The sequence below is a fragment of the Pseudomonas sp. NFACC08-1 genome (assembly GCF_900106735.1).
Taxonomy (GTDB): Bacteria; Pseudomonadota; Gammaproteobacteria; order Pseudomonadales; family Pseudomonadaceae; genus Aquipseudomonas; species Aquipseudomonas fluorescens_Q.
On record NZ_FNNL01000008.1, the window covers coordinates 1 to 17,666 of the forward strand.

Sequence of the window (17,666 nt, forward strand, 5' to 3'; positions counted from 1 at the left end):
GATCAGGTTGATTGAGTGAGCTTGAGAGGGGCTGCTGCGCAGCCCAGCGGGAGCAAGCTCCCTCGCCACAAAAGCCCAAAAACTCAAAAGCCCAAAAGCCCAAAAGCCCAAAAGCCCAAAAAGGCCTGTGTTCAAGCTACAAAAAAGGCGACACCCGCAAAGGTGTCGCCTTTTTCATTGCCGCCGGTTGGGCTTAATCCGGCAGCTTGTAGGCAATCACATAATCACCCTGCTTGGTCCCCAGGGAGCCATGACCACCCGCAACGACCAGCACATATTGCTTGCCGTCCTTGCCGGTGTAGGTCATCGGCGTGGTCTGGGCCCCCGCTGGCAGGCGACCTTCCCACAGTTGCTTGCCGTTTTTCACGTCATAGGCACGCAGGTACTGGTCGAGGGTGCCGCTGAGGAACGCCAGGCCGCTGGCGGTGGTGAAGGTGCCGCCCAGGCTCGGTACGCCCATGCTCAGCGGGATCGGTACCGGCGAGCTGTCACGCACGGTGCCGTTCTTGTGTTTCCACAGGGTCTTGTTGTTGGTCAGGTCCACCGCCGCCACATAACCCCAGGCCGGCGCCTGGCAAGGCAGGCCCATCGGCGAGAGCAACGCTTCGAGGATCACCCCATACGGCGCGCCTTTGTTCGGCTGTACGCCTTCGGTTTCGCTCTTGCGACCCGGACCGCCGGCCACTTCGGCTGCCGGCACCAATTTGGACTTGAACGCCATGTAGCTCGGGTTGACGAAGGCGATCTGGCGCACCGGGTCCACCGAAATACCGCCCCAGTCGAACACACCAAAGTTACCCGGGTAAACGATTGAGCCTTGCAGCGACGGCGGCGTGAACATGCCCTCATAACGCAGCGACTTGAAGTCGATCCGGCAGAGCATCTGGTCGAACGGGGTCACGCCCCACATGTCGCGTTCCTTGAGAACCGGCGGCACGAAGTTCAGGTCGGACATCGGTTGGGTCGGCGAGGTGTGGTCACCTTCCACCGCGCCTTGGGGCACCGGGATTTCCTTGATCGGGATGATCGGCTGGCCATTGCTGCGGTCCAGCACGTAGATGCTGCCCTGCTTGGTCGACGCCAATACAGCGGGTTTCACACCATCGGCGGTCTTCATGTCCATCAAGGTCGGTTGACCGCCGACGTCCATGTCCCATAGGTCGTGGTGGGTGAACTGGAAGTACCAGCGCACCTTGCCGGTGGCGATGTCCAGGGCGGTCAGTCCAGCTGAATATTTTTCCGATTCCGGCGTACGGAAACCACCAAACTGGTCAGGGGTCTGGTTGCCCATCGGCAGGTAGAGCATGCCGAGTTTTTCATCGACGCTGAACATGGACCACATGTTCGGCGAATTGCGGGTGTAGGTCTTGCCCTCGGCAATCGGCGCGGTGTCGTCCGGGTTGCCGCTGTCCCAGTTCCACACCAGCTTGCCGGTGTGCACGTCGTAGGCACGGATCACACCGCTTGGTTCGTCGGTGGAGACGTTGTCGGTGACGTGGCCGCCGATCACCACCAGGTTCTGGGTGACCGCCGGTGGCGACGTGGAGTAGTAACCGCCGGCCGTGAAACCGCCGATGTTGGCAGTCAGGTCGACCTGGCCCTTGTCGCCGAAGTCTTCGCACATCTTGCCGGTGTCGGCGTTGAGGGCGATGAGGCGGGTGTCGGCGGTCGGCAGGAAGATCCGCCGCGGGCAGACGGTGCTGACGGGCGTGGTGCTGGCGGCGCCCGTCGGGCTCTGCTCGGCAGAGGCGTACGCGGCGTCATCGTGATAGGTCACGCCACGGCAGGTCATGTGGGCCCAACCCTTGAAGTTCTCCGCTTTTTGCGTGGAAAGCTTCGGATCGAAACGCCAGATTTCCTTGCCGGTTTCAGGTTCCAGGGCAATCACCTGGCTGTGGGGCGTGCACACATAAAGCATGCCGTTGACCTTCAGCGGGGTGTTCTCGGCAGTGGTTTCACCCGGGTCGTTCGGCCCTGGCAGGTCGCCGGTGCGGTAGGTCCAGGCTTCCTTGAGCTTGCTGACGTTCTCGGGGGTGATCTGCGCCAGTGGCGAATAGCGATCGCCATGGGCGCTGCGCCCGTAGGAGTTCCAGTCGCCGTCCGGCATGGCCGGTGCGGTGTTGGTCATGCCCGGCACGCTGTCACGATCCAGTTGGCCCTTGATCTCACCCGGGTTGGTGAACTGGCTGGCGAGGGCGGCGACACCGGCGATGACCACGGCGGCGCCCAATGCGCGGGTTCCGGTGGCCGAGGCATCGGCGGTCAACAGCGGGCGGCGGAACCACGGCAACAACATGACGATGCCCAGGGCAAACAACAGCGCCAGGCGCGGCACCAGTTGCCACCAATCCAAGCCCACTTCCCACAACGCCCACACGGTGCTGGCGAACAGCACCAGCGCGTACAGGCCCAGGGCCGCGCGGCGGGCCATGATCAGCAGCACGCCAGTCAACGCCAGGCCGATACCGGCCAGCAGGTAATACCACGAGCCGCCAAGCGTGCTCAGCTTGACTCCCCCGGCCAACAGGGCCAGGCCCATCAATAGAAGCAGAATGCCGAGCAAACTCGGTAGCAGACGGCTTCGACTCAAAGCACCCTCAGTGCTCATAGTGTGTTTCTCCGTGACGTTTTAAGGAGTTCCGCGCAAGTAGTCACTGTAGATGACGATCTTGCAGGGGCATGGTTCAGTTGAAAAAAGGCAAATTCGGTTGCCGCGATCCCTTGTGGGAGCGAGCTTGCTCGCGATGCGGTGTGTCAGCCGGCTTCAATGTTGAATGTGCAATCGTTATCGCGAGCAAGCTCGCTCCTACAGAAATCCTGAAAGACAGCGCTGTCTTTCAAAATCTGAACACTGGGCGTTCTTTGATCTTTCAGCAGGATTGAGCTGGACGCAGAGACTTCGGCACGCCAGAAGAAGCGTTTCAGCAAGCGGGCAAGGATAATGTCCTGTTCTCAATAGAGAAAGGGCTTTTGCTGACATGAATCATCTCGGATTCGGTAACAGTGCGCCTGGCGCTGGCGGCCATGATGAAGGCTATGCTTCCACCAAAGGGGCACCTCGGCTAAGGTGCGCGGCTTTACACCTTTAGCGCGAAGACCTCCCATGACCGAAGCCAACAACAACCCGCTGCACGGCGTGACGCTGGAGCAGATTCTCAATGCCCTGGTGCAGCACTATGAATGGTCGGGGCTGGCCGAGCGCATCGACATCCGTTGCTTCAAGAGCGACCCGAGCATCAAGTCGAGCCTGACCTTCCTGCGCAAGACGCCATGGGCGCGGGAGAAAGTCGAGCGCCTGTACATCAAGTTGATGCGCACCAAGCGGCCGGTCTGAGCCGTGGGCAGTGATCAGGGTCGTCACCTCACGCTGCGACAGCGTTTTGTCTCGGTGACGGCACTGCTGGGCTGGGTGGGATTGAGCATCCAGTTGTATCTGATCCTGCTGGGTCGTTGGAAACTGGACGCGAGCCTGCTGGGCGGGCTGGTGAGTTTCTTCAGTTTCTTCACGGTCCTGACCAACACCCTGGTGGCCGTGGTGTTGACCTGGGAACTGACCCCTGGCGAATCGGCGGCCCGGCGCTGGTTCCTGCTGCCCAGCGTGCGCAGCGGCATCGCCGTGAGCATCGCCCTGGTCGGCCTGGCCTACAACCTGCTGCTGCGCCACCTCTGGCAACCCGAAGGTTGGCAGTTCGTAGCCGACGAGTTGCTGCACGACGTGGTGCCCTTGCTGTACATCGCCTATTGGTGGCTGTGGGTGCCCAAAGGTACCTTGCGCCTGGGTCACATCAAGCTGTGGGTGATCTACCCCTTGGCGTATTTCGCCTATGTCCTGCTGCGCGGGGATCTATTGGCGGCTTACCCCTACCCTTTCATCGATGTGGCGAACCTGGGTTATCCACAGGTGTTCATAAATGCTGGGGGGATATTGCTGGGGTTTGTCGGGATTGCGCTGGGGGTGGTGGGGTTGGATCGGTGGTTGGGGCGGCGACCGGCTAAAGCCGTGTGAGAGGCTTTTGTGGCGAGGGAGCTTGCTCCCGCTGGGCTGCGCAGCAGCCCCCCCTTGGATCTGCCAGGCGCACCGAGTTGTCAGTGCGTTATTGGGGCTGCTTCGCAGCCCAGCGGGAGCAAGCTCCCTCGCCACAGGTTTTTGTGTTCGCAAGTGGACATCACCGCCTGGCCGGCAACATCCACACCAACCCACTGGCCTTGGCCCGTTCATGACACAACGCCAAAACCCCACGGCGTTCCTCGTTGTCCATCCGGCTCCAACGGGTGATCTCCGCCACGGTGCGCTGGCAACCGGTGCAGATGTCGTCATCGTCCAGCGCACAGATGTTCACGCAGGGCGAAGGCACCGGGCGTTCAGGGGTGCTCATGATTCCTGCTCGAACAGGTCGCGGGCGTAGCGCTGGGAATTGTGCACATAGTGCGCCGCACTGGCCTCGAGCATTTTCTTCTGGGCCTCGGTCAGTTCACGCACCACCTTGCCAGGCGAGCCCATCACCAGCGAACCGTCGGGAATTTCCTTGCCCTCGCCGATCAGCGAGTTGGCGCCGATGATGCAATTCTTGCCGATCTTCGCGCCGTTGAGAATCACCGCGTTGATGCCGATGAGGCTGTAGTCGCCCACCGTACAGCCATGGAGCATGGCGTTGTGGCCGATGGTCACGCCGGTGCCGATAGTCAGCGGATAGCCCATGTCGGTGTGCATCACCGTGCCGTCCTGCACGTTGCTGTTCTTGCCGATCAGGATCAGTTCGTTGTCACCGCGCAGCACGGCGTTGAACCAGACGTTGGCGCCCTCTTCGAGGCGGACCTTGCCCACCAGCGTGGCGTTGGGCGCGACCCAGCTCTGTGGGTGGGTTTCGACACGGGCATCGCCCAGGCGATATTTCATGAGAGTCCTCTGGGGCGTCAGGTATTGATGAAACTCTTGGGCGGTTTGTGCAGGTCGATTTCGGCGTCGTACAGCAGGTTGACCAATTCGACGATCATGATCGCCGTCAGTCCCCATATCTTGTATTCGCCAAAGCGATAACTGGGCACGTACCAACTGTGGCCCTGGTAATCGATGCGGTGCGTGTGTTCGCGTGGGTCCTTGCGGAAAAACTCCAGCGGCACGCTGAATACCGCAGCGATCTCGGCATCGTTGGCCTGGTATTCGACGTAGTCCGGAATCACTCCGACATAAGGCGTGACCTTGATGCCGTGCAACGAGATCAGCGGGCTGAGGGGGCCAATCACTTCCACCAGGCCGGGCGGCAGGCCGATTTCTTCCTCGGCTTCGCGCAGGGCGGTGAAGATCAGGTCCGGGTCTTCCGGGTCGCGGCGCCCGCCGGGGAACGCCACCTCGCCGCCATGGGTCGAGAGCCCGCTGGCGCGCAGGGTCAGTACCAGCTCCGGTTCATCGCTGCGGGTAATCGGCACCAGCACCGCGGCTTCAGGGAAACGTCGGTCAGCCTGCAGATCGTGCGGGGTATGGTTGCTTACTCGATGCAGTAGCTCGTCCAGCATGAGACTTCTCGATTTATTCGCTACCTTGCATCATGCACCAATCGTTCAAGCGGCCCAACCCCCGCACCGCGTCGTGTCGCGAAACGACAACTTGCCGCACCGGCCCACGCACGCCAAGATAGGCGCAGCATTCAGGAATCCAAGCATGAAATTCTGCAGCCAGTGCGGTAACCCGGTGACCCAGCGCATACCCGAAGGCGACTCGCGCCTGCGTTTTGTTTGCGACACCTGCCACACCATCCATTACCAGAACCCCAATATCGTGGCCGGTTGCGTACCGACCTGGGGCAGTAAAGTCTTGTTGTGCCGACGCGCCATCGAGCCAAGGCGTGGTTACTGGACGCTGCCGGCGGGCTTCATGGAAAACGGCGAGACGGTCGAACAGGCCGCCGTGCGCGAAACCGCCGAGGAAGCCTGCGCCCGTGTGCGAAATTTGAGCATCTATACGCTGATTGACGTACCGCATATCAGCCAGGTACATGTATTCTTCCGCGCCGAACTGGTGGATGAGGATTTCGCCGCCGGGCCCGAGAGCCTGGAAGTGAAACTGTTCGAAGAAGCGGATATTCCCTGGAATGAACTGGCGTTCCGCACGGTGGGCCGCACCCTGGAATATTTCTATGCGGACCGCCGGGCCGAAGATTACCCGGTGCGATCCGAATCGATCCCGCCACTGGCCCAGCCTGCCAATACATAAAAAACCCATTAATAGCCGCGACACCTCTAGGGATATCGTTTCAATGCGCTGGTTGCTTGTCCTGTTCTGCTTGTCGTTCACCGCTGTGTCCCAGGCTTCCGCGCCGGGAACCTACAACGGCAAGACCATCGAAAAAGTGCTGGTGCTCAAGTCCGCCCATCAATTGCAATTGATCAACGACGGCAAGCCGCTCAAGACCTATCGCATCTCCCTGGGCAAGGGCGCCAAGAAAGGCCCCAAGCTGATCGAAGGCGACAAGCGCACCCCCGAGGGTTTCTACTGGATCGACTGGCGCAAGACCAGCGACCGTTTCTACCTGTCGATGCACATTTCCTACCCCAACATCACCGACGCCGCCCGCGCCCGCCGTGAAGGCGTGGAACCGGGGGGCATGATCATGATCCACGGCACGCCGGATTCGGAAGAGAACCCTGAGCAGTTGTTCCACACCTTGGACTGGACCGATGGCTGCATCGCCATGCGCAACGTCGACATGCGCGAAGTCTGGAACCTGGTGCCGGATGGCACCATGATCGAGATTCGTCCGTAGCCCCGAAGCAGCTCCTGTGGCGAGGGAGCTTGCTCCCGCTGGGCTGCGCAGCAGACCCAAGGCAGCCAACTCAAATTTACCTGACACACCGCGTTGCCGGAATTCAGGGCCGCTTCGCGCCCCAACGGGGATAAATCCCCTCACCACAAGGGACGGTGTCGATCTCACATCTTGCTACAAGTCCCGGAAGCGGAGCGCAACCGCCTCATCAACCTTGATCTACGCTCAAAACTGATGCGGTGGCGCGACGCCCCGCAGAATTCATAGTGAGACGTGTCACGTCGAAGCATAGGCAGTCATGACGTATGTGATTCGACAGGGCTTCACCGTTCCAGATGGACATCAAATCATGACAACTCATAACAGTTTTATACGGACGACCGCGGTTGCGGTGGTGGCGTTGGCGGGTGTTTGGCAGTTGGGAGGCGACGCGTGGGGGGCCGGGGCGCCTGCGGAGGGTAAAGAGGAGCCGTGGTATCAAGCCTGGCTTCAGGTTACGGCGGATCCGAGTGTGGATATTCACAAAACCATACCTTCGTTACGTTGGCGTACTGACATGGACACGCTCTATCGGGGAGATACGACGGGTCAGGGCCTCAGTGCCTTCCAGGTTGGGCTGTTGCCCAAAGCAGTGGATGTCCCTGAGATCGAATGGATATACGACTGGTACAACCACGCGGGCGGCTCCGCGCGGACGGTGTTCAGCAGCACGACACGCCTCCTGAACTTGGCCCAACACTATGCCATTGAGTGGGTGTATGAGTTCAAAGCTCCCCACGGAATCGACCAGGAACAATCAGGAGGCCCCTTTCCAGGAGAGCAGGAAATCAGCTACCCGGGTGGGGTCAAGGGGTACTTCATCAAGAAGGCCTGCTACAAAGACGATCTTGCCAAATGCACGATGAACCCAAACTACCGCGAACCCACCGGCCACGAGACGATGCAGGAGGTCGCGGCGATTCCCATCGACTGGAGCCGGTTGGCGCCTCCAGAGGGACTGGCATGGGTAACGACCAAGCAATCCCTCTGGGCAGTCGGCTCTACAACGATCAACCCCGTGCAGGGAGCGGATGCGCTTAGCAATGGGCTACGGGGCTGGAACTCTTTGCCACCAAATTTGAGATGGGCGCGCTGGCTGGAGGAGCCCGCCGCCCGATCACTCGTTGTAGCATTTCGCGATTATAGCGAAGCCAAGCTCTGGGCAACCCAGGAAGCAAAAAACGGCGGCTGGGTATATGAAGTCAGACCCAATAGCGTGGCAGTGGATTTGTCGATACCTAGCGCTGGAAACCGTCCAGGCGTCTTCGCCTTCATCGGCGGTATCAAAGGCGGCCTATTGATGAACGCCCGCCGTTTCGAGAAAGGCGTGAGCCAACCGGTCGAGTGCATTGGCATCGAAAAAGAAGTGTGCCGGCTTGAGAACCTCCACCAATAATTCTCAAGGGATGAATCCCCTCGCCACAAAACACTATCCCCCTGTGGCGAGGGGATTTATCCCCGCTGGGCTGCGCAGCAGACCCAAGGCAGGCAACTCAATTTGCCTGACACATCGAGGTGTCAGGGTTTGGGGCCGCTTCGCGCCCCAGCGGGAGCAAGCTCCCTCGCCACAGGGGACGGTGTCGGTTTCACATCTTGCTACAAGTCCCGGAAGCGGAGCGCAGCCGCCTTATCAGCTTTGATCTACCCTCAAAACTGATGCGGTGGCGCGACGCCCCGCAGAATTCATAGTGAGACGTGTCACGTCGAAGCATAGGCAGTCATGACGTATGTGATTCGACAGGGCTTCACCGTTCCAGATGGACATCAAATCATGACAACTCATAACAGTTTTATACGGACGACCGCGGTTGCGGTGGTGGCGTTGGCGGGTGTTTGGCAGTCGGGTGCCGATGCGTGGGGGGGCCGGGGCGCCTGCGGAGGGTAAAGAGGAGCCGTGGTATCAAGCCTGGCTTCAGGTTACGGCGGATCCGAGCGTGGATATTCACAAAACCACGCCATTGTTGCGCTGGCGTACCGACATGGACACGCTCTATCGGGGAGATACGACGGGTCAGGGCCTCGATGCCTTCGAGAAGGGGATGTTGCCCAAAGCTGTGGGCGTCCCTGAAAACGAATGGATATATGACTGGATCACCCACGCGAGTGGAAGCGCGGGAACGGTGTTCAGCAGTACAACGCGTAGCCTGGCCTGGGCCCAAAACTATGCCAAAGAATGGGTGTACGAGTTCACTGCCCCCCACGGAATCGATCAGGTGCCATCGGGGGGGCCCTTTCCAAGAGACCAGGAAATCAGCTTCCCGGGCGGGGTCAAGGGACACTTCATCAAGCAGGCCTGTCACAAAGACGATCTTGCCAAATGCAGGCCGAACCCAAACTACCGAGCCCCCACCGGCCGCGAGTCGATGCAGGACGTCGCCGCGATTTCCATCAATTGGAGCCGGCTGACGCCTCCAGAGGGGCTGGCATGGGTAACGACCAAGCAATCCGTTTGGGCCGTCGGCTCTACGACGATCAACTCCGTGCAGGGAGCGGATGCGCTTAGCAACGGGCTACGGGGCTGGAACTCTTTGCCACCAAGTTTGAGATCGGCGCGCTGGCTGGAGGACTCCACGGCCCGATCGCTCGTTGTAGCGTTTCGCGATTATAGCGAAGCCAAGCTCTGGGCAACCCAGGAAGCAAAAAATGGCGGCTGGGTATATGAGGTCAGGCCCAACAGCGTGGCGGTTGATTTGTCGATACCTAGCGCTGGCTCGCGTGAAGGCGCCTACGCATTCATCGGCGGTATCAAAGGCGGTCTATTGATGAATGCACGCCGTTTCGAGAAAGGCGTGAGCCAACCGGTCGAGTGCATTGGCATCGAAAAAGAAGTGTGCCGGCTTGAGAACCTCCACCAATAGTTCTCAAGGGATGAATCCCCTCGCCACAAAACACCATTCCCCGTGGCGAGGGAGCTTGCTCCCGCTGGGCTGCGCAGCAGCCCCAAGGCAGGCCACTCAATTTACCTGACATATCGGGGTGTCAAGGTTTGGGGCCGCTTCGCGCCCCAGCGGGAGCAAGCTCCCTCGCCACAGGAGTTTGGTGTCGATGGGTATATTTGTGAACGACTCAAATCCACTGTGGGAGCGAGCTCGCGATGAGGCCGGCACTTATTGCATCAAGCCCGAAGCTCTACCCGGTCCAAAGCCTTGTTCGCCAACAAAGCCCCCAACTCAATCATCTGCGCCCCCCCCAACGCCACATGCCGCCGCGAGCCTTCCAGGTCGAAGGCAAGGTCGCTGAGCATTGCGTTGGCTGACGCCAGGGTTTCGCTGAGGTTGGCTAACAGGGCTTCAGTATCGACACTGTCCACTACGGTGAAAAATTGCGCCGGTGGTTTGGCTTCTGATGCGCTGTCCTCAGGCTTGAGGTAATGGTCCATCGCGCGGTCGGCCGCTTCTTTCAGTCTTTCGGGAGCGTAATCGCCGTAGGGAAAGGTGGAGGCGGGTTTGGGAATGTCAGAATTTTTCAATGGAAGCTCCTTTATCTAATGGAGCCCAGGACAAAACGTCCGGGCCTGTTGCCCTGTGATTTTTCGGACGGTCAAACCCGGTCGCTGAATTGGCAGCGACACCCAAAGGCTAGAGCCCGCGCTTCCGAGGGACAACCCTAAAAACATGTCGGAAACTTCGGTGCGTCTGACAGACCACCCCGCCACATGAGGATCATTCATACAACAAAAAACCCGGCCTAAGCCGGGTTTCGATCACAACATTTGGATTCAAACAAATGCTGCGCGCTGCTCAGCCTCATAATGCCGAGTCTGAAAAGGCATGAGGACCTGTACCTTCAAACCAAGACCTTCACTCACCCCCCACGAGAGGGCGAGTTCATCACGACGACTGCGAAGCGTAACAGCGGCTTGTGAAGTCACTTCGTGCTTAGGTGCCGAACGCCAGAATAGCTCAAGCGCCTTGAAGACTTCCGACACCCGGCTATCGGTTACACATGAAAAACGGGTGAATCGCTCGAGCAAATACCCTGCGCGACGAACCTCGACCTCATCAGTGTGCCGACTTAGAAAAGCCTGAGCGACACTCATCAGGTCCGAATTTGAATACCAGACAGCCTTGGCTGCACTCACAAGCGCGGCGTCATCTGCCTGCTTTAATGGGCGTTTGACCAGAGTGTCCAGCGCGGATGAGAGGACGTGGCCGTTAGCAGGCTTCGCCATCTGTATTCTCCAAATAACTTTGCAAAATATAGGTAAGGACCGAGGTTGGGGGCTCTTTGTTGCCAACATATACATCAATCGCCTGCAATGCCAGTCGGCGCAGCTCGGCGGTCAATATGAAGCCTGCTCTCAGGAGGGCCATGATATCGCCAATGTCCTGATCCGTTGCCCTACCCAGTTTTGAAATTGCAATATCCACAGGTGCAGCAATGTGAACGTGGAGAGGGGACTCTAGCGGAAACTCTTCAAGGGGGAGACTTCGGGCCCAATAGTCCTCGTGAATCGGACCAAAGCTTGTGTTGTATTGCAGGTCGTAGTTTAGCTCCATTAACCGGCCAGACCTCTCATCGACAAATCGCTCGGGTACCTCTGCGAGTAACGTTCGAAGATGGAAGTCTTCCGGGAGGCTGGCCTCATAAATTTCGGCGTCAACATCCGTAGAAACACGATGATTTGTATAAAGGTGCACTGCGCACCCACCGAACACGATGACTTTAACCGCCCCTGGTTTTGCATTTTCAACCGTCAGCTCCGCTTCGACGGACTTGAACATTGAAACCAAAGCCTGACCCAGAGCGGTTTTCGTATTAAGACGGGGGATGATCATGTCCGGCAATTCCATATTGACCTCAGATGCTGATGTTGCTCCTTGGAGCGCAGAGCGGCCACCCTGCCTTGCCACCGGCCAGTGAGTGACTGCTTACGCCTGGAGATGTTGGGGGCTCATGCCCGAGGGACCGCGAGTTCTGAAAGCTAGAGCCCCCACTTCCGAGGGACAACCTTAAAAACCTGTCGGAAACTTCGGTGCGCCTGACAGACCGCAGTTTCTGTGGCGAGGGGATTTATCCCCGCTGGGCTGCGCAGCAGCCCCAAGGCCGTTAACTCAATTTGCCTGATACACCGCGTTGTCAGGTTTTGGGGCCGCTTCGCGCCCCAGCGGGGATAAATCCCCTCGCCACAACAGCTCGTTAGCCTTGGTGGCTCGAACGACCGCCCGTCAGCATCGAAAAATAAAATCAAAAAATCGCAAAGTCAGAAATTACCTACAGATGAATACCAGTTCACCCAGCGGCCGTTGTCGCAGGCTGCGATCTTTGCTTTCGAACCCCCAACCTCTAATACCACTTCAATCCCACCCCACCAAAACCCTCCAATAACCCCTCTACATCCAGGGCATGCGGCGTTGACATGGTATTCAAGTGGTATTAGCTTCCACCTCACTTACCGGGCGACAAACAACTCAATAACCGCATCGGACACCCACATGAACGACATCCTGGCCCTGCGCCCCGACGACACCCAGCCCACGCCGCTGTACCTGCAGCTGGCACGTAACCTGGAGACGGCGATTCATGCCGGCCAGTGGAAAGCCGAGCAGGCGATGCCGTCCGAGCGCAGCTTGAGCGAGCAACTGGGCATTTCCCGGGTGACCGCGCGCAAGGCGTTGGAAGTGTTGTTCGAACAAGGATTGATCCGCCGTAACCAGGGTTCGGGGACGTTCATCACACCGCGCCTGGAACAACCGCTGTCACGCCTGAGCGGCTTCAGCGAGATGCTCCGCCTCAAGGGTTTTGTCCCGGGCTCCCAATGGCTGGAACGGGACATCACTCCGCCGACCCACGAAGAACTGATTCGCCTGGGCCTGTCGCCCACCGACAAAGTCGCGCGGCTCAAGCGCTTGCGCAAGGCCGACGACACGGTCATGGCCATCGAGATGAGCACCCTGCCCGCCTCGATCATTCCCAAGCCACAGGCAGTGGGCGATTCGCTCTATGAATTTCTCGACAGCATCGGCAAGCCGGTGGTGCGCGCCCTGCAACACATCCAGGCCATCAACGCCTCGGACGAGTTCGCCGCCCTGGTGGGCATCGCCCCCGGCACCGCCATGTTGCTGATGACCCGGGTCGGCTACCTGGAAGACAACACTCCCATCGAAGTCACCGACACCTATTGCCGCAACGACTACTACGACTTTGTCGCAGAGCTGCGGCGTTAGACGACCAGAGAATCCCCATGTCCGAAGACAATATCCTCACCGCCAATGGCTGGGTTCGCGGCCGCCTGATCCATGCGCACGGCAAAGTCGTGTCCATCGAAGGCCGGCCTTGCGATCCGGCCAGCAACGACCTGCCCTACCTGCTGCCCGGTTTCATCGACCTGCATGTCCACGGCGGTGGCGGCAAGGACATCATGCAAGGCGCCTCGGCGTTCGAAACCATCGCCCGCACCCACGTGCGCTTCGGCACGACCGCGCTGCTGGCCACCACCATGACCGCGCCCAGCGAAGAAATCGCCAGCGTGCTGCAGGCCCTCGGCGAGTTCTGTGAACAACGCCCGAACGGCAGCGCCCGAGTCCTGGGCGTGCATTTGGAAGGCCCTTACATCAACCCCGGAAAACTCGGCGCGCAACCGAATTTCGCCCACACCGCGCTGATGGCCGAGGTGGAGAGTTACCTGGCCCTGGCGCCGATCCGCGTGATTACCATCGCCCCGGAAATCGCCGGTCACGATACCTTGATCCGCGCCCTCAGCGCCCGGGGCGTGCGCATGCAGATCGGTCATACCCTGGGCAGTTATGAAGAAGGCGTCGCGGCGTTGGCCGCCGGGGCCAGCAGTTTCACCCATTTGTATAACGCCATGAGCCCGTTGCATCACCGCGAGCCAGGCATCGTCGGCGCGGCGCTGGCCCATGCTCAATATGCCGAGTTAATTCCGGACTTGCTCCACGTACACCCCGGTGCGATGCGCGTGGCCTTGCGTTCGATTCCGTGCCTGTATTGCGTCACCGACTCCACCGCCGCCGCGGGCATGCCCGATGGCGAATACAAGCTGGGTAGCCACACCGTGACCAAGTGCCTGGGCGGCGTGCGCCTGGCCGATGGCACTTTGGCCGGCAGCACCCTGACCATGGACCAGGCCCTGCGCAACCTGGTGAAAATCGGCTTGCCCATCGCCGAAGCCTCCCAGCGCCTGTCGCAATTTCCTGCCGATTACCTCGGCCTGCCCGAGCGCGGCCGCTTGCAACCCGGCGCCTGGGCCGACTGCGTACGCCTTGACCGTTCCCTGACCCTGACCGACGTGATGGTCGAAGGAGAAGCCATTGACTTCCAAAATGCTTGAAGAGGCCTTGGCCTCGTGGGAAGCCGTCGAGCGCCAGTTGCAGCAACTGGACCCGGCCTTCGAGGAAATCGCCGGACGCCTGCGCCGTCAGCCACCGCAAGTGGCGATGACCGTCGCCCGCGGCAGTTCCGACCACGCCGCCAGCTACTTCGCCTACCTGACCATGCAGCAATTGGGCATCCCGGTGGCCTCGTTGCCGATGTCGGTGGTGACCATGCAACAGGCGCCGCTGAAGGTCAGTGGCCAGGTAGCATTCGCGTTTTCCCAATCGGGCCAGAGCCCGGACCTGGTGAACAGCCTGCGCCTGTTGCGCAAGCGTGGCGCCTTGAGCGTGGCCCTGGTCAACGCCACCGATTCGCCCCTGGAAGCCGCCTGTGAATTCAGCGTGCCGCTGTGTGCCGGCGTCGAAAACAGCGTCGCCGCCACCAAGAGTTTCATCGCCACCCTCAGCGCCAGTGCGCGGCTGGTGGCGCACTGGAAGGACGACGCCGAGTTGCTGGAAGCCGGCAGCGCCCTGCCCGAAGGTTTGCAAGAAGCCGCCCGCCAGGATTGGCGTGCTGCCGTCGAGGCCCTGCGCGATTGCCAGCGGTTGATGGTCATTGGCCGTGGCGCCGGATTCGCCATCGCCCAGGAAGCGGCGCTCAAATTCAAGGAAACCTCGGCGATCCAGGCCGAAGCCTTCAGCAGTGCCGAGGTTCGTCATGGGCCGATGGCGCTGATCGATGAAAACTACCCGTTGCTGGTGTTTGCCCCTCGCGGTGCCGAGCAGGCCGGCGTGTTGAGCCTGGCCGCCGACATGCGCCAGCGCGGCGCCCGGGTGTTGCTGGCGGCGCCGGATGACATCGCCGAACGCGACCTGACGCTGACCCGCGCCGAACACCCGTCCCTGGACCCGATCCTGGCGATCCAGAGCTTTTATGGGATGGCCGCGAGCCTGGCCGTGGCCCGAGGCCTGGATCCGGACCAGCCACGGTACTTGAGCAAGGTCACCCGTACGCACTGAACCGACGGTTTTCTTTTTATAGAGAGTCTGATGAGAGCGCCCCATGCCCAACAATAATAAAGAGCTGACCCTCAACGCCCCGCTCAGCGGCCCGGTGCTCACCCTCGCCAACGTCCCGGACGCGGTGTTCGCCAGCGGCGCCATGGGCGACGGGATCGCCATCGACCCGCTGAACGACACCCTCTACGCGCCCTGCGCTGGTGAAGTGATTCACGTCGCCCGCACTGGCCACGCCGTGACCCTGCGGGCCGACAACGGCGCCGAACTGTTGCTGCACCTGGGCCTGGACACGGTCGAGCTGCAGGGCGACGGGTTTTCCATGCTGGTCAAGGAAGGGGCGCGGGTCAGCAATGGTCAGCCGCTGCTGCGTTACGACGTGGACAAAGTGGCACTGCGCTGCAAGAGCCTGGTCAGCCTGTTGGTCATCACCAACGGCGAACACTTCCAGGCGCGGCCCATCACGCTCAAGGGGGTGAAGGTCGGCGAACCACTGCTGCATATCATCGCCAAGGCCCCGGGCGAAACGTCACACGATGACCAGGAGATCGGCCACGAAGTCTTCGGCCAGGTCCGCATCGCCCATCGCGGCGGCCTGCATGCCCGGCCGGCGGCGCTGATTCGCCAGACCGCCCAGGGCTTCAAGAGCCGCTCGCACCTGCATTTCCAAGGCAAGTCGGCCTCTTGCGACAGCGTGATGGGGATGATGGGCCTGGCCATCACCGAACAAGCGCAAGTGCACGTCAGTTGCCAGGGCAGCGATGCCGAGGCGGCGCTGCAAGCCTTGCTGGCGACCTTATCCACAGCCCTGGCGGAAGAAGCCCATGCCGTGGCGCCGGCCATCAAGCCGCAACGCCCTGCCGCCGAAAACGGTGTGCTCCATGGCGTGTGTGCCGCCCCCGGCCTGGTGGCCGGGCCGCTGGTTCGGCTGAATGGCATTCAATTGCCCCAGGACACTGGCGGCCATGACGTCGAAGAGCAGCGACACCGCTTGGACAATGCCTTGGCTCAGGTCAGTGGCGAAATCCGCCTCACCCTGGAAAACGCCAAGGCCCGACGCCACCGCGACGAAGAAGCGATCTTCAGCGCTCATCTGGCGTTGCTCGAAGACCCAGTGTTGCTGGATGCCGCCTACCTCTTTATCGAACAAGGCAGCGCCGCGACCCACGCCTGGAGCCATTCCATCGATGGGCAATGCCAGGTGCTGCAACAACTGGGCAGCACATTGCTGGCCGAGCGCGCCAATGATTTGCGCGACCTGCGCCAACGGGTCCTGCGGGTGTTGCTGGGTGAGGCCTGGCAATTCGACGTGGCGCCCGGCGCCATCGTCGCCGCCCAGGAACTGACCCCGTCGGACCTGCTGCAACTCAGCGCCCAAGGCGTGGCCGGCGTGTGCATGGTCGAGGGCGGCGCAACCTCCCATGTGGCGATCCTGGCCCGGGGCAAAGGCTTGCCGTGCCTGGTGGCGCTGGGTGACGAGCTGCTTGCCCAGGCGCTGGGGCAAGGGGTGGTGCTGGATGCAGACGACGGTCGCCTCGAACTTAGGCCCAGCGCCGAGCGCCTGGCCCAGGTGCATCAAGAGCAGCTCCGGCAGACCAGCCGACGCGCCCAACAACAAGCGCTCGCCCACACCCCGGCCCAGACCCTTGACGGCGTCACCGTGGAAGTGGCGGCCAACGTCGCCTCCAGCGACGATGCAGCCCAGGCCTGGGCAAACGGTGCCGACGGTGTTGGCTTGCTGCGCACCGAATTTCTGTTCGTCGACCGTCATACCGCGCCCGACGAAGAGGAACAACGCCAGGCCTACCAAGCCGTGCTCGAGGCCATGGGCGACAAGCCGGTGATCATCCGCACCATCGACGTGGGCGGTGACAAGCAGCTGGATTACCTGCCGCTGCCGACCGAAGCCAACCCGGTGCTGGGCCTGCGCGGCATTCGCCTGGCCCAGGTGCGACCGGATCTGCTGGACCAGCAACTGCGGGCCTTGCTGCAAACCCGTCCGCTGCGGCGCTGCCGGATCCTGTTGCCCATGGTCACCGAAGTCGACGAACTGCTGCACATCCGCCAACGCCTAGATGCCCTCGGCACCGAACTGGGCCTGGGCGAACGCCCGCAGTTGGGAGTGATGATCGAAGTGCCGGCCGCCGCGTTGCTGGCCGAACAATTGGCCGAGCATGCGGACTTCCTGTCCATCGGCACCAACGACCTGTCGCAATACACCCTGGCCATGGACCGCGACCACGCCGGCCTCGCCGCCCGGGTCGATGCCCTGCACCCGGCGCTGCTGCGGCTGATCGCCCAGACCTGTGCCGGCGCGGCGAAACATGGTCGCTGGGTGGGTGTATGCGGCGCCCTGGCCTCCGATCCACTGGCGATGCCGGTGCTGATCGGGCTGGGTGTACGTGAACTGTCGGTCAGTCCGCCGCAGATCGGCGCAATCAAGGACCGCGTGCGGCACCTCGACGCCGCCCAGTGCGCCCGCCTCAGCGGCGAGCTGCTGAACCTGGGCAGTGCCGCCGCCGTGCGCCAGGCCTGTCATCAACACTGGCCCCTGGGCTGAGCCACGTCGAAGAAC

The 17,666-nt window shown here is 61.1% G+C and carries 17 protein-coding genes; 10 read left to right on the forward strand and 7 right to left on the reverse strand.

Translation table 11 applies throughout. From position 1 onward, the window contains the following. Positions 1-193: 193 nt before the first annotated feature. Positions 194-2,608: a glucose/quinate/shikimate family membrane-bound PQQ-dependent dehydrogenase gene (locus tag BLU76_RS17355; protein ID WP_092223628.1), complete on the reverse strand. Its 2,415-nt coding sequence runs from the start codon at positions 2,606-2,608 to the stop codon at positions 194-196. A 495-nt stretch (positions 2,609-3,103) separates the two neighbouring features. Between BLU76_RS17355 and BLU76_RS17360 the strand changes: the two genes are divergently transcribed. Together BLU76_RS17360 and BLU76_RS17365 are read left to right on the forward strand one after the other, a co-directional pair. Continuing rightward, the gene (locus BLU76_RS17360; RefSeq protein ID WP_092146916.1) at positions 3,104-3,334 is read left to right on the forward strand and encodes a VF530 family protein; all 231 of its coding nucleotides are present in this window, start codon (positions 3,104-3,106) and stop codon (positions 3,332-3,334) included. A 3-nt stretch (positions 3,335-3,337) separates the two neighbouring features. Further along, entirely contained in the window at positions 3,338-4,006 is a 669-nt protein-coding gene (locus tag BLU76_RS17365) for a Pr6Pr family membrane protein (RefSeq protein ID WP_092223630.1), read from the forward strand. A 160-nt stretch (positions 4,007-4,166) separates the two neighbouring features. Here the strand turns inward: BLU76_RS17365 and BLU76_RS17370 are convergent, their stop codons facing one another. The 3 genes from BLU76_RS17370 to BLU76_RS17380 are packed head-to-tail and all read right to left on the reverse strand — an operon-like array spanning position 4,167 to position 5,514. Further along, positions 4,167-4,376, reverse strand: a complete 210-nt coding sequence (locus tag BLU76_RS17370; RefSeq protein WP_092146912.1) for a DUF1289 domain-containing protein — start codon at positions 4,374-4,376, stop codon at positions 4,167-4,169. Continuing rightward, entirely contained in the window at positions 4,373-4,897 is a 525-nt protein-coding gene (locus BLU76_RS17375; RefSeq protein ID WP_092146910.1) for a gamma carbonic anhydrase family protein, read from the reverse strand. Before BLU76_RS17375 ends, BLU76_RS17370 begins: the two co-directional genes overlap by 4 nt. A gap of 17 nt (positions 4,898-4,914) precedes the next feature. Then, entirely contained in the window at positions 4,915-5,514 is a 600-nt protein-coding gene (locus BLU76_RS17380) for a CoA pyrophosphatase (protein WP_092146908.1), read from the reverse strand. Positions 5,515-5,659: 145 nt separating this feature from the next. On the opposite strand from BLU76_RS17380, the gene BLU76_RS17385 reads away from it, so the two are divergent. The 4 genes from BLU76_RS17385 (at position 5,660) to BLU76_RS17400 (ending at position 9,658) form a co-directional block, all read left to right on the forward strand. Then, complete coding sequence (locus BLU76_RS17385; protein WP_092146906.1) at positions 5,660-6,211, forward strand: NUDIX hydrolase; 552 nt, start codon at positions 5,660-5,662, stop codon at positions 6,209-6,211. Positions 6,212-6,254: 43 nt separating this feature from the next. Then, positions 6,255-6,761: a L,D-transpeptidase family protein gene (locus BLU76_RS17390; RefSeq protein WP_063324540.1), complete on the forward strand. Its 507-nt coding sequence runs from the start codon at positions 6,255-6,257 to the stop codon at positions 6,759-6,761. Between the two features lie 349 nt (positions 6,762-7,110). Further along, a complete protein-coding gene (locus tag BLU76_RS17395) occupies positions 7,111-8,196 on the forward strand; it encodes a scabin-related ADP-ribosyltransferase (protein ID WP_092223632.1) in 1,086 nt (361 codons plus the stop codon). Positions 8,197-8,734: 538 nt separating this feature from the next. Beyond that, positions 8,735-9,658: a scabin-related ADP-ribosyltransferase gene (locus BLU76_RS17400; protein ID WP_139211617.1), complete on the forward strand. Its 924-nt coding sequence runs from the start codon at positions 8,735-8,737 to the stop codon at positions 9,656-9,658. Between the two features lie 257 nt (positions 9,659-9,915). On the opposite strand, the gene BLU76_RS17405 is transcribed toward BLU76_RS17400, so the two are convergent. The 3 genes from BLU76_RS17405 to BLU76_RS17415 all read right to left on the reverse strand — a co-directional run bounded on the left by BLU76_RS17405 (position 9,916) and on the right by BLU76_RS17415 (position 11,578). Then, a complete protein-coding gene (locus BLU76_RS17405; protein WP_092223636.1) occupies positions 9,916-10,269 on the reverse strand; it encodes a DUF6124 family protein in 354 nt (117 codons plus the stop codon). Between the two features lie 249 nt (positions 10,270-10,518). Further along, positions 10,519-10,971: a hypothetical protein gene (locus BLU76_RS17410; RefSeq protein ID WP_092223638.1), complete on the reverse strand. Its 453-nt coding sequence runs from the start codon at positions 10,969-10,971 to the stop codon at positions 10,519-10,521. After that, positions 10,955-11,578 carry a DUF6036 family nucleotidyltransferase gene (locus BLU76_RS17415; RefSeq protein ID WP_256571812.1) on the reverse strand — a complete coding sequence of 208 codons (624 nt, stop codon included), beginning with the start codon at positions 11,576-11,578 and terminating at the stop codon, positions 10,955-10,957. Before BLU76_RS17415 ends, BLU76_RS17410 begins: the two co-directional genes overlap by 17 nt. Before the next feature lie 657 nt (positions 11,579-12,235). Between BLU76_RS17415 and BLU76_RS17420 the strand changes: the two genes are divergently transcribed. Genes BLU76_RS17420 through ptsP form a run of 4 tightly spaced genes read left to right on the forward strand, consistent with a single transcriptional unit; the run spans position 12,236 to position 17,651 of the window. Next, positions 12,236-12,967, forward strand: a complete 732-nt coding sequence (locus BLU76_RS17420) for a GntR family transcriptional regulator (RefSeq protein ID WP_092146894.1) — start codon at positions 12,236-12,238, stop codon at positions 12,965-12,967. Positions 12,968-12,984: 17 nt separating this feature from the next. Next, positions 12,985-14,091 (forward strand): N-acetylglucosamine-6-phosphate deacetylase, encoded by a 1,107-nt coding sequence (gene nagA / locus BLU76_RS17425; RefSeq protein ID WP_092223643.1) that lies wholly within the window; start codon positions 12,985-12,987, stop codon positions 14,089-14,091. Next, entirely contained in the window at positions 14,072-15,094 is a 1,023-nt protein-coding gene (locus BLU76_RS17430) for an SIS domain-containing protein (RefSeq protein ID WP_092223645.1), read from the forward strand. Before nagA ends, BLU76_RS17430 begins: the two co-directional genes overlap by 20 nt. 43 nt (positions 15,095-15,137) lie before the next feature. Next, positions 15,138-17,651 (forward strand): phosphoenolpyruvate--protein phosphotransferase, encoded by a 2,514-nt coding sequence (ptsP, locus tag BLU76_RS17435; RefSeq protein WP_092223646.1) that lies wholly within the window; start codon positions 15,138-15,140, stop codon positions 17,649-17,651. Positions 17,652-17,666 lie beyond the last annotated feature (15 nt).

Excerpts from the sequence above, each read along its gene's own strand:
- BLU76_RS17355 (WP_092223628.1), bottom strand. The coding sequence starts at position 2,608 with ATGAGCACTGAGGGTGCTTTGAGTCGAAGCCGTCTGCTACCGAGTTTG.
- BLU76_RS17360 (WP_092146916.1), top strand. The coding sequence starts at position 3,104 with ATGACCGAAGCCAACAACAACCCGCTGCACGGCGTGACGCTGGAGCAG.
- BLU76_RS17370 (WP_092146912.1), bottom strand. The coding sequence starts at position 4,376 with ATGAGCACCCCTGAACGCCCGGTGCCTTCGCCCTGCGTGAACATCTGT.
- BLU76_RS17375 (WP_092146910.1), bottom strand. The coding sequence starts at position 4,897 with ATGAAATATCGCCTGGGCGATGCCCGTGTCGAAACCCACCCACAGAGC.
- BLU76_RS17380 (WP_092146908.1), bottom strand. The coding sequence starts at position 5,514 with ATGCTGGACGAGCTACTGCATCGAGTAAGCAACCATACCCCGCACGAT.
- BLU76_RS17385 (WP_092146906.1), top strand. The coding sequence starts at position 5,660 with ATGAAATTCTGCAGCCAGTGCGGTAACCCGGTGACCCAGCGCATACCC.
- BLU76_RS17390 (WP_063324540.1), top strand. The coding sequence starts at position 6,255 with ATGCGCTGGTTGCTTGTCCTGTTCTGCTTGTCGTTCACCGCTGTGTCC.
- BLU76_RS17395 (WP_092223632.1), top strand. The coding sequence starts at position 7,111 with ATGACAACTCATAACAGTTTTATACGGACGACCGCGGTTGCGGTGGTG.
- BLU76_RS17410 (WP_092223638.1), bottom strand. The coding sequence starts at position 10,971 with ATGGCGAAGCCTGCTAACGGCCACGTCCTCTCATCCGCGCTGGACACT.
- BLU76_RS17415 (WP_256571812.1), bottom strand. The coding sequence starts at position 11,578 with ATGATCATCCCCCGTCTTAATACGAAAACCGCTCTGGGTCAGGCTTTG.
- BLU76_RS17420 (WP_092146894.1), top strand. The coding sequence starts at position 12,236 with ATGAACGACATCCTGGCCCTGCGCCCCGACGACACCCAGCCCACGCCG.
- nagA (WP_092223643.1), top strand. The coding sequence starts at position 12,985 with ATGTCCGAAGACAATATCCTCACCGCCAATGGCTGGGTTCGCGGCCGC.
- ptsP (WP_092223646.1), top strand. The coding sequence starts at position 15,138 with ATGCCCAACAATAATAAAGAGCTGACCCTCAACGCCCCGCTCAGCGGC.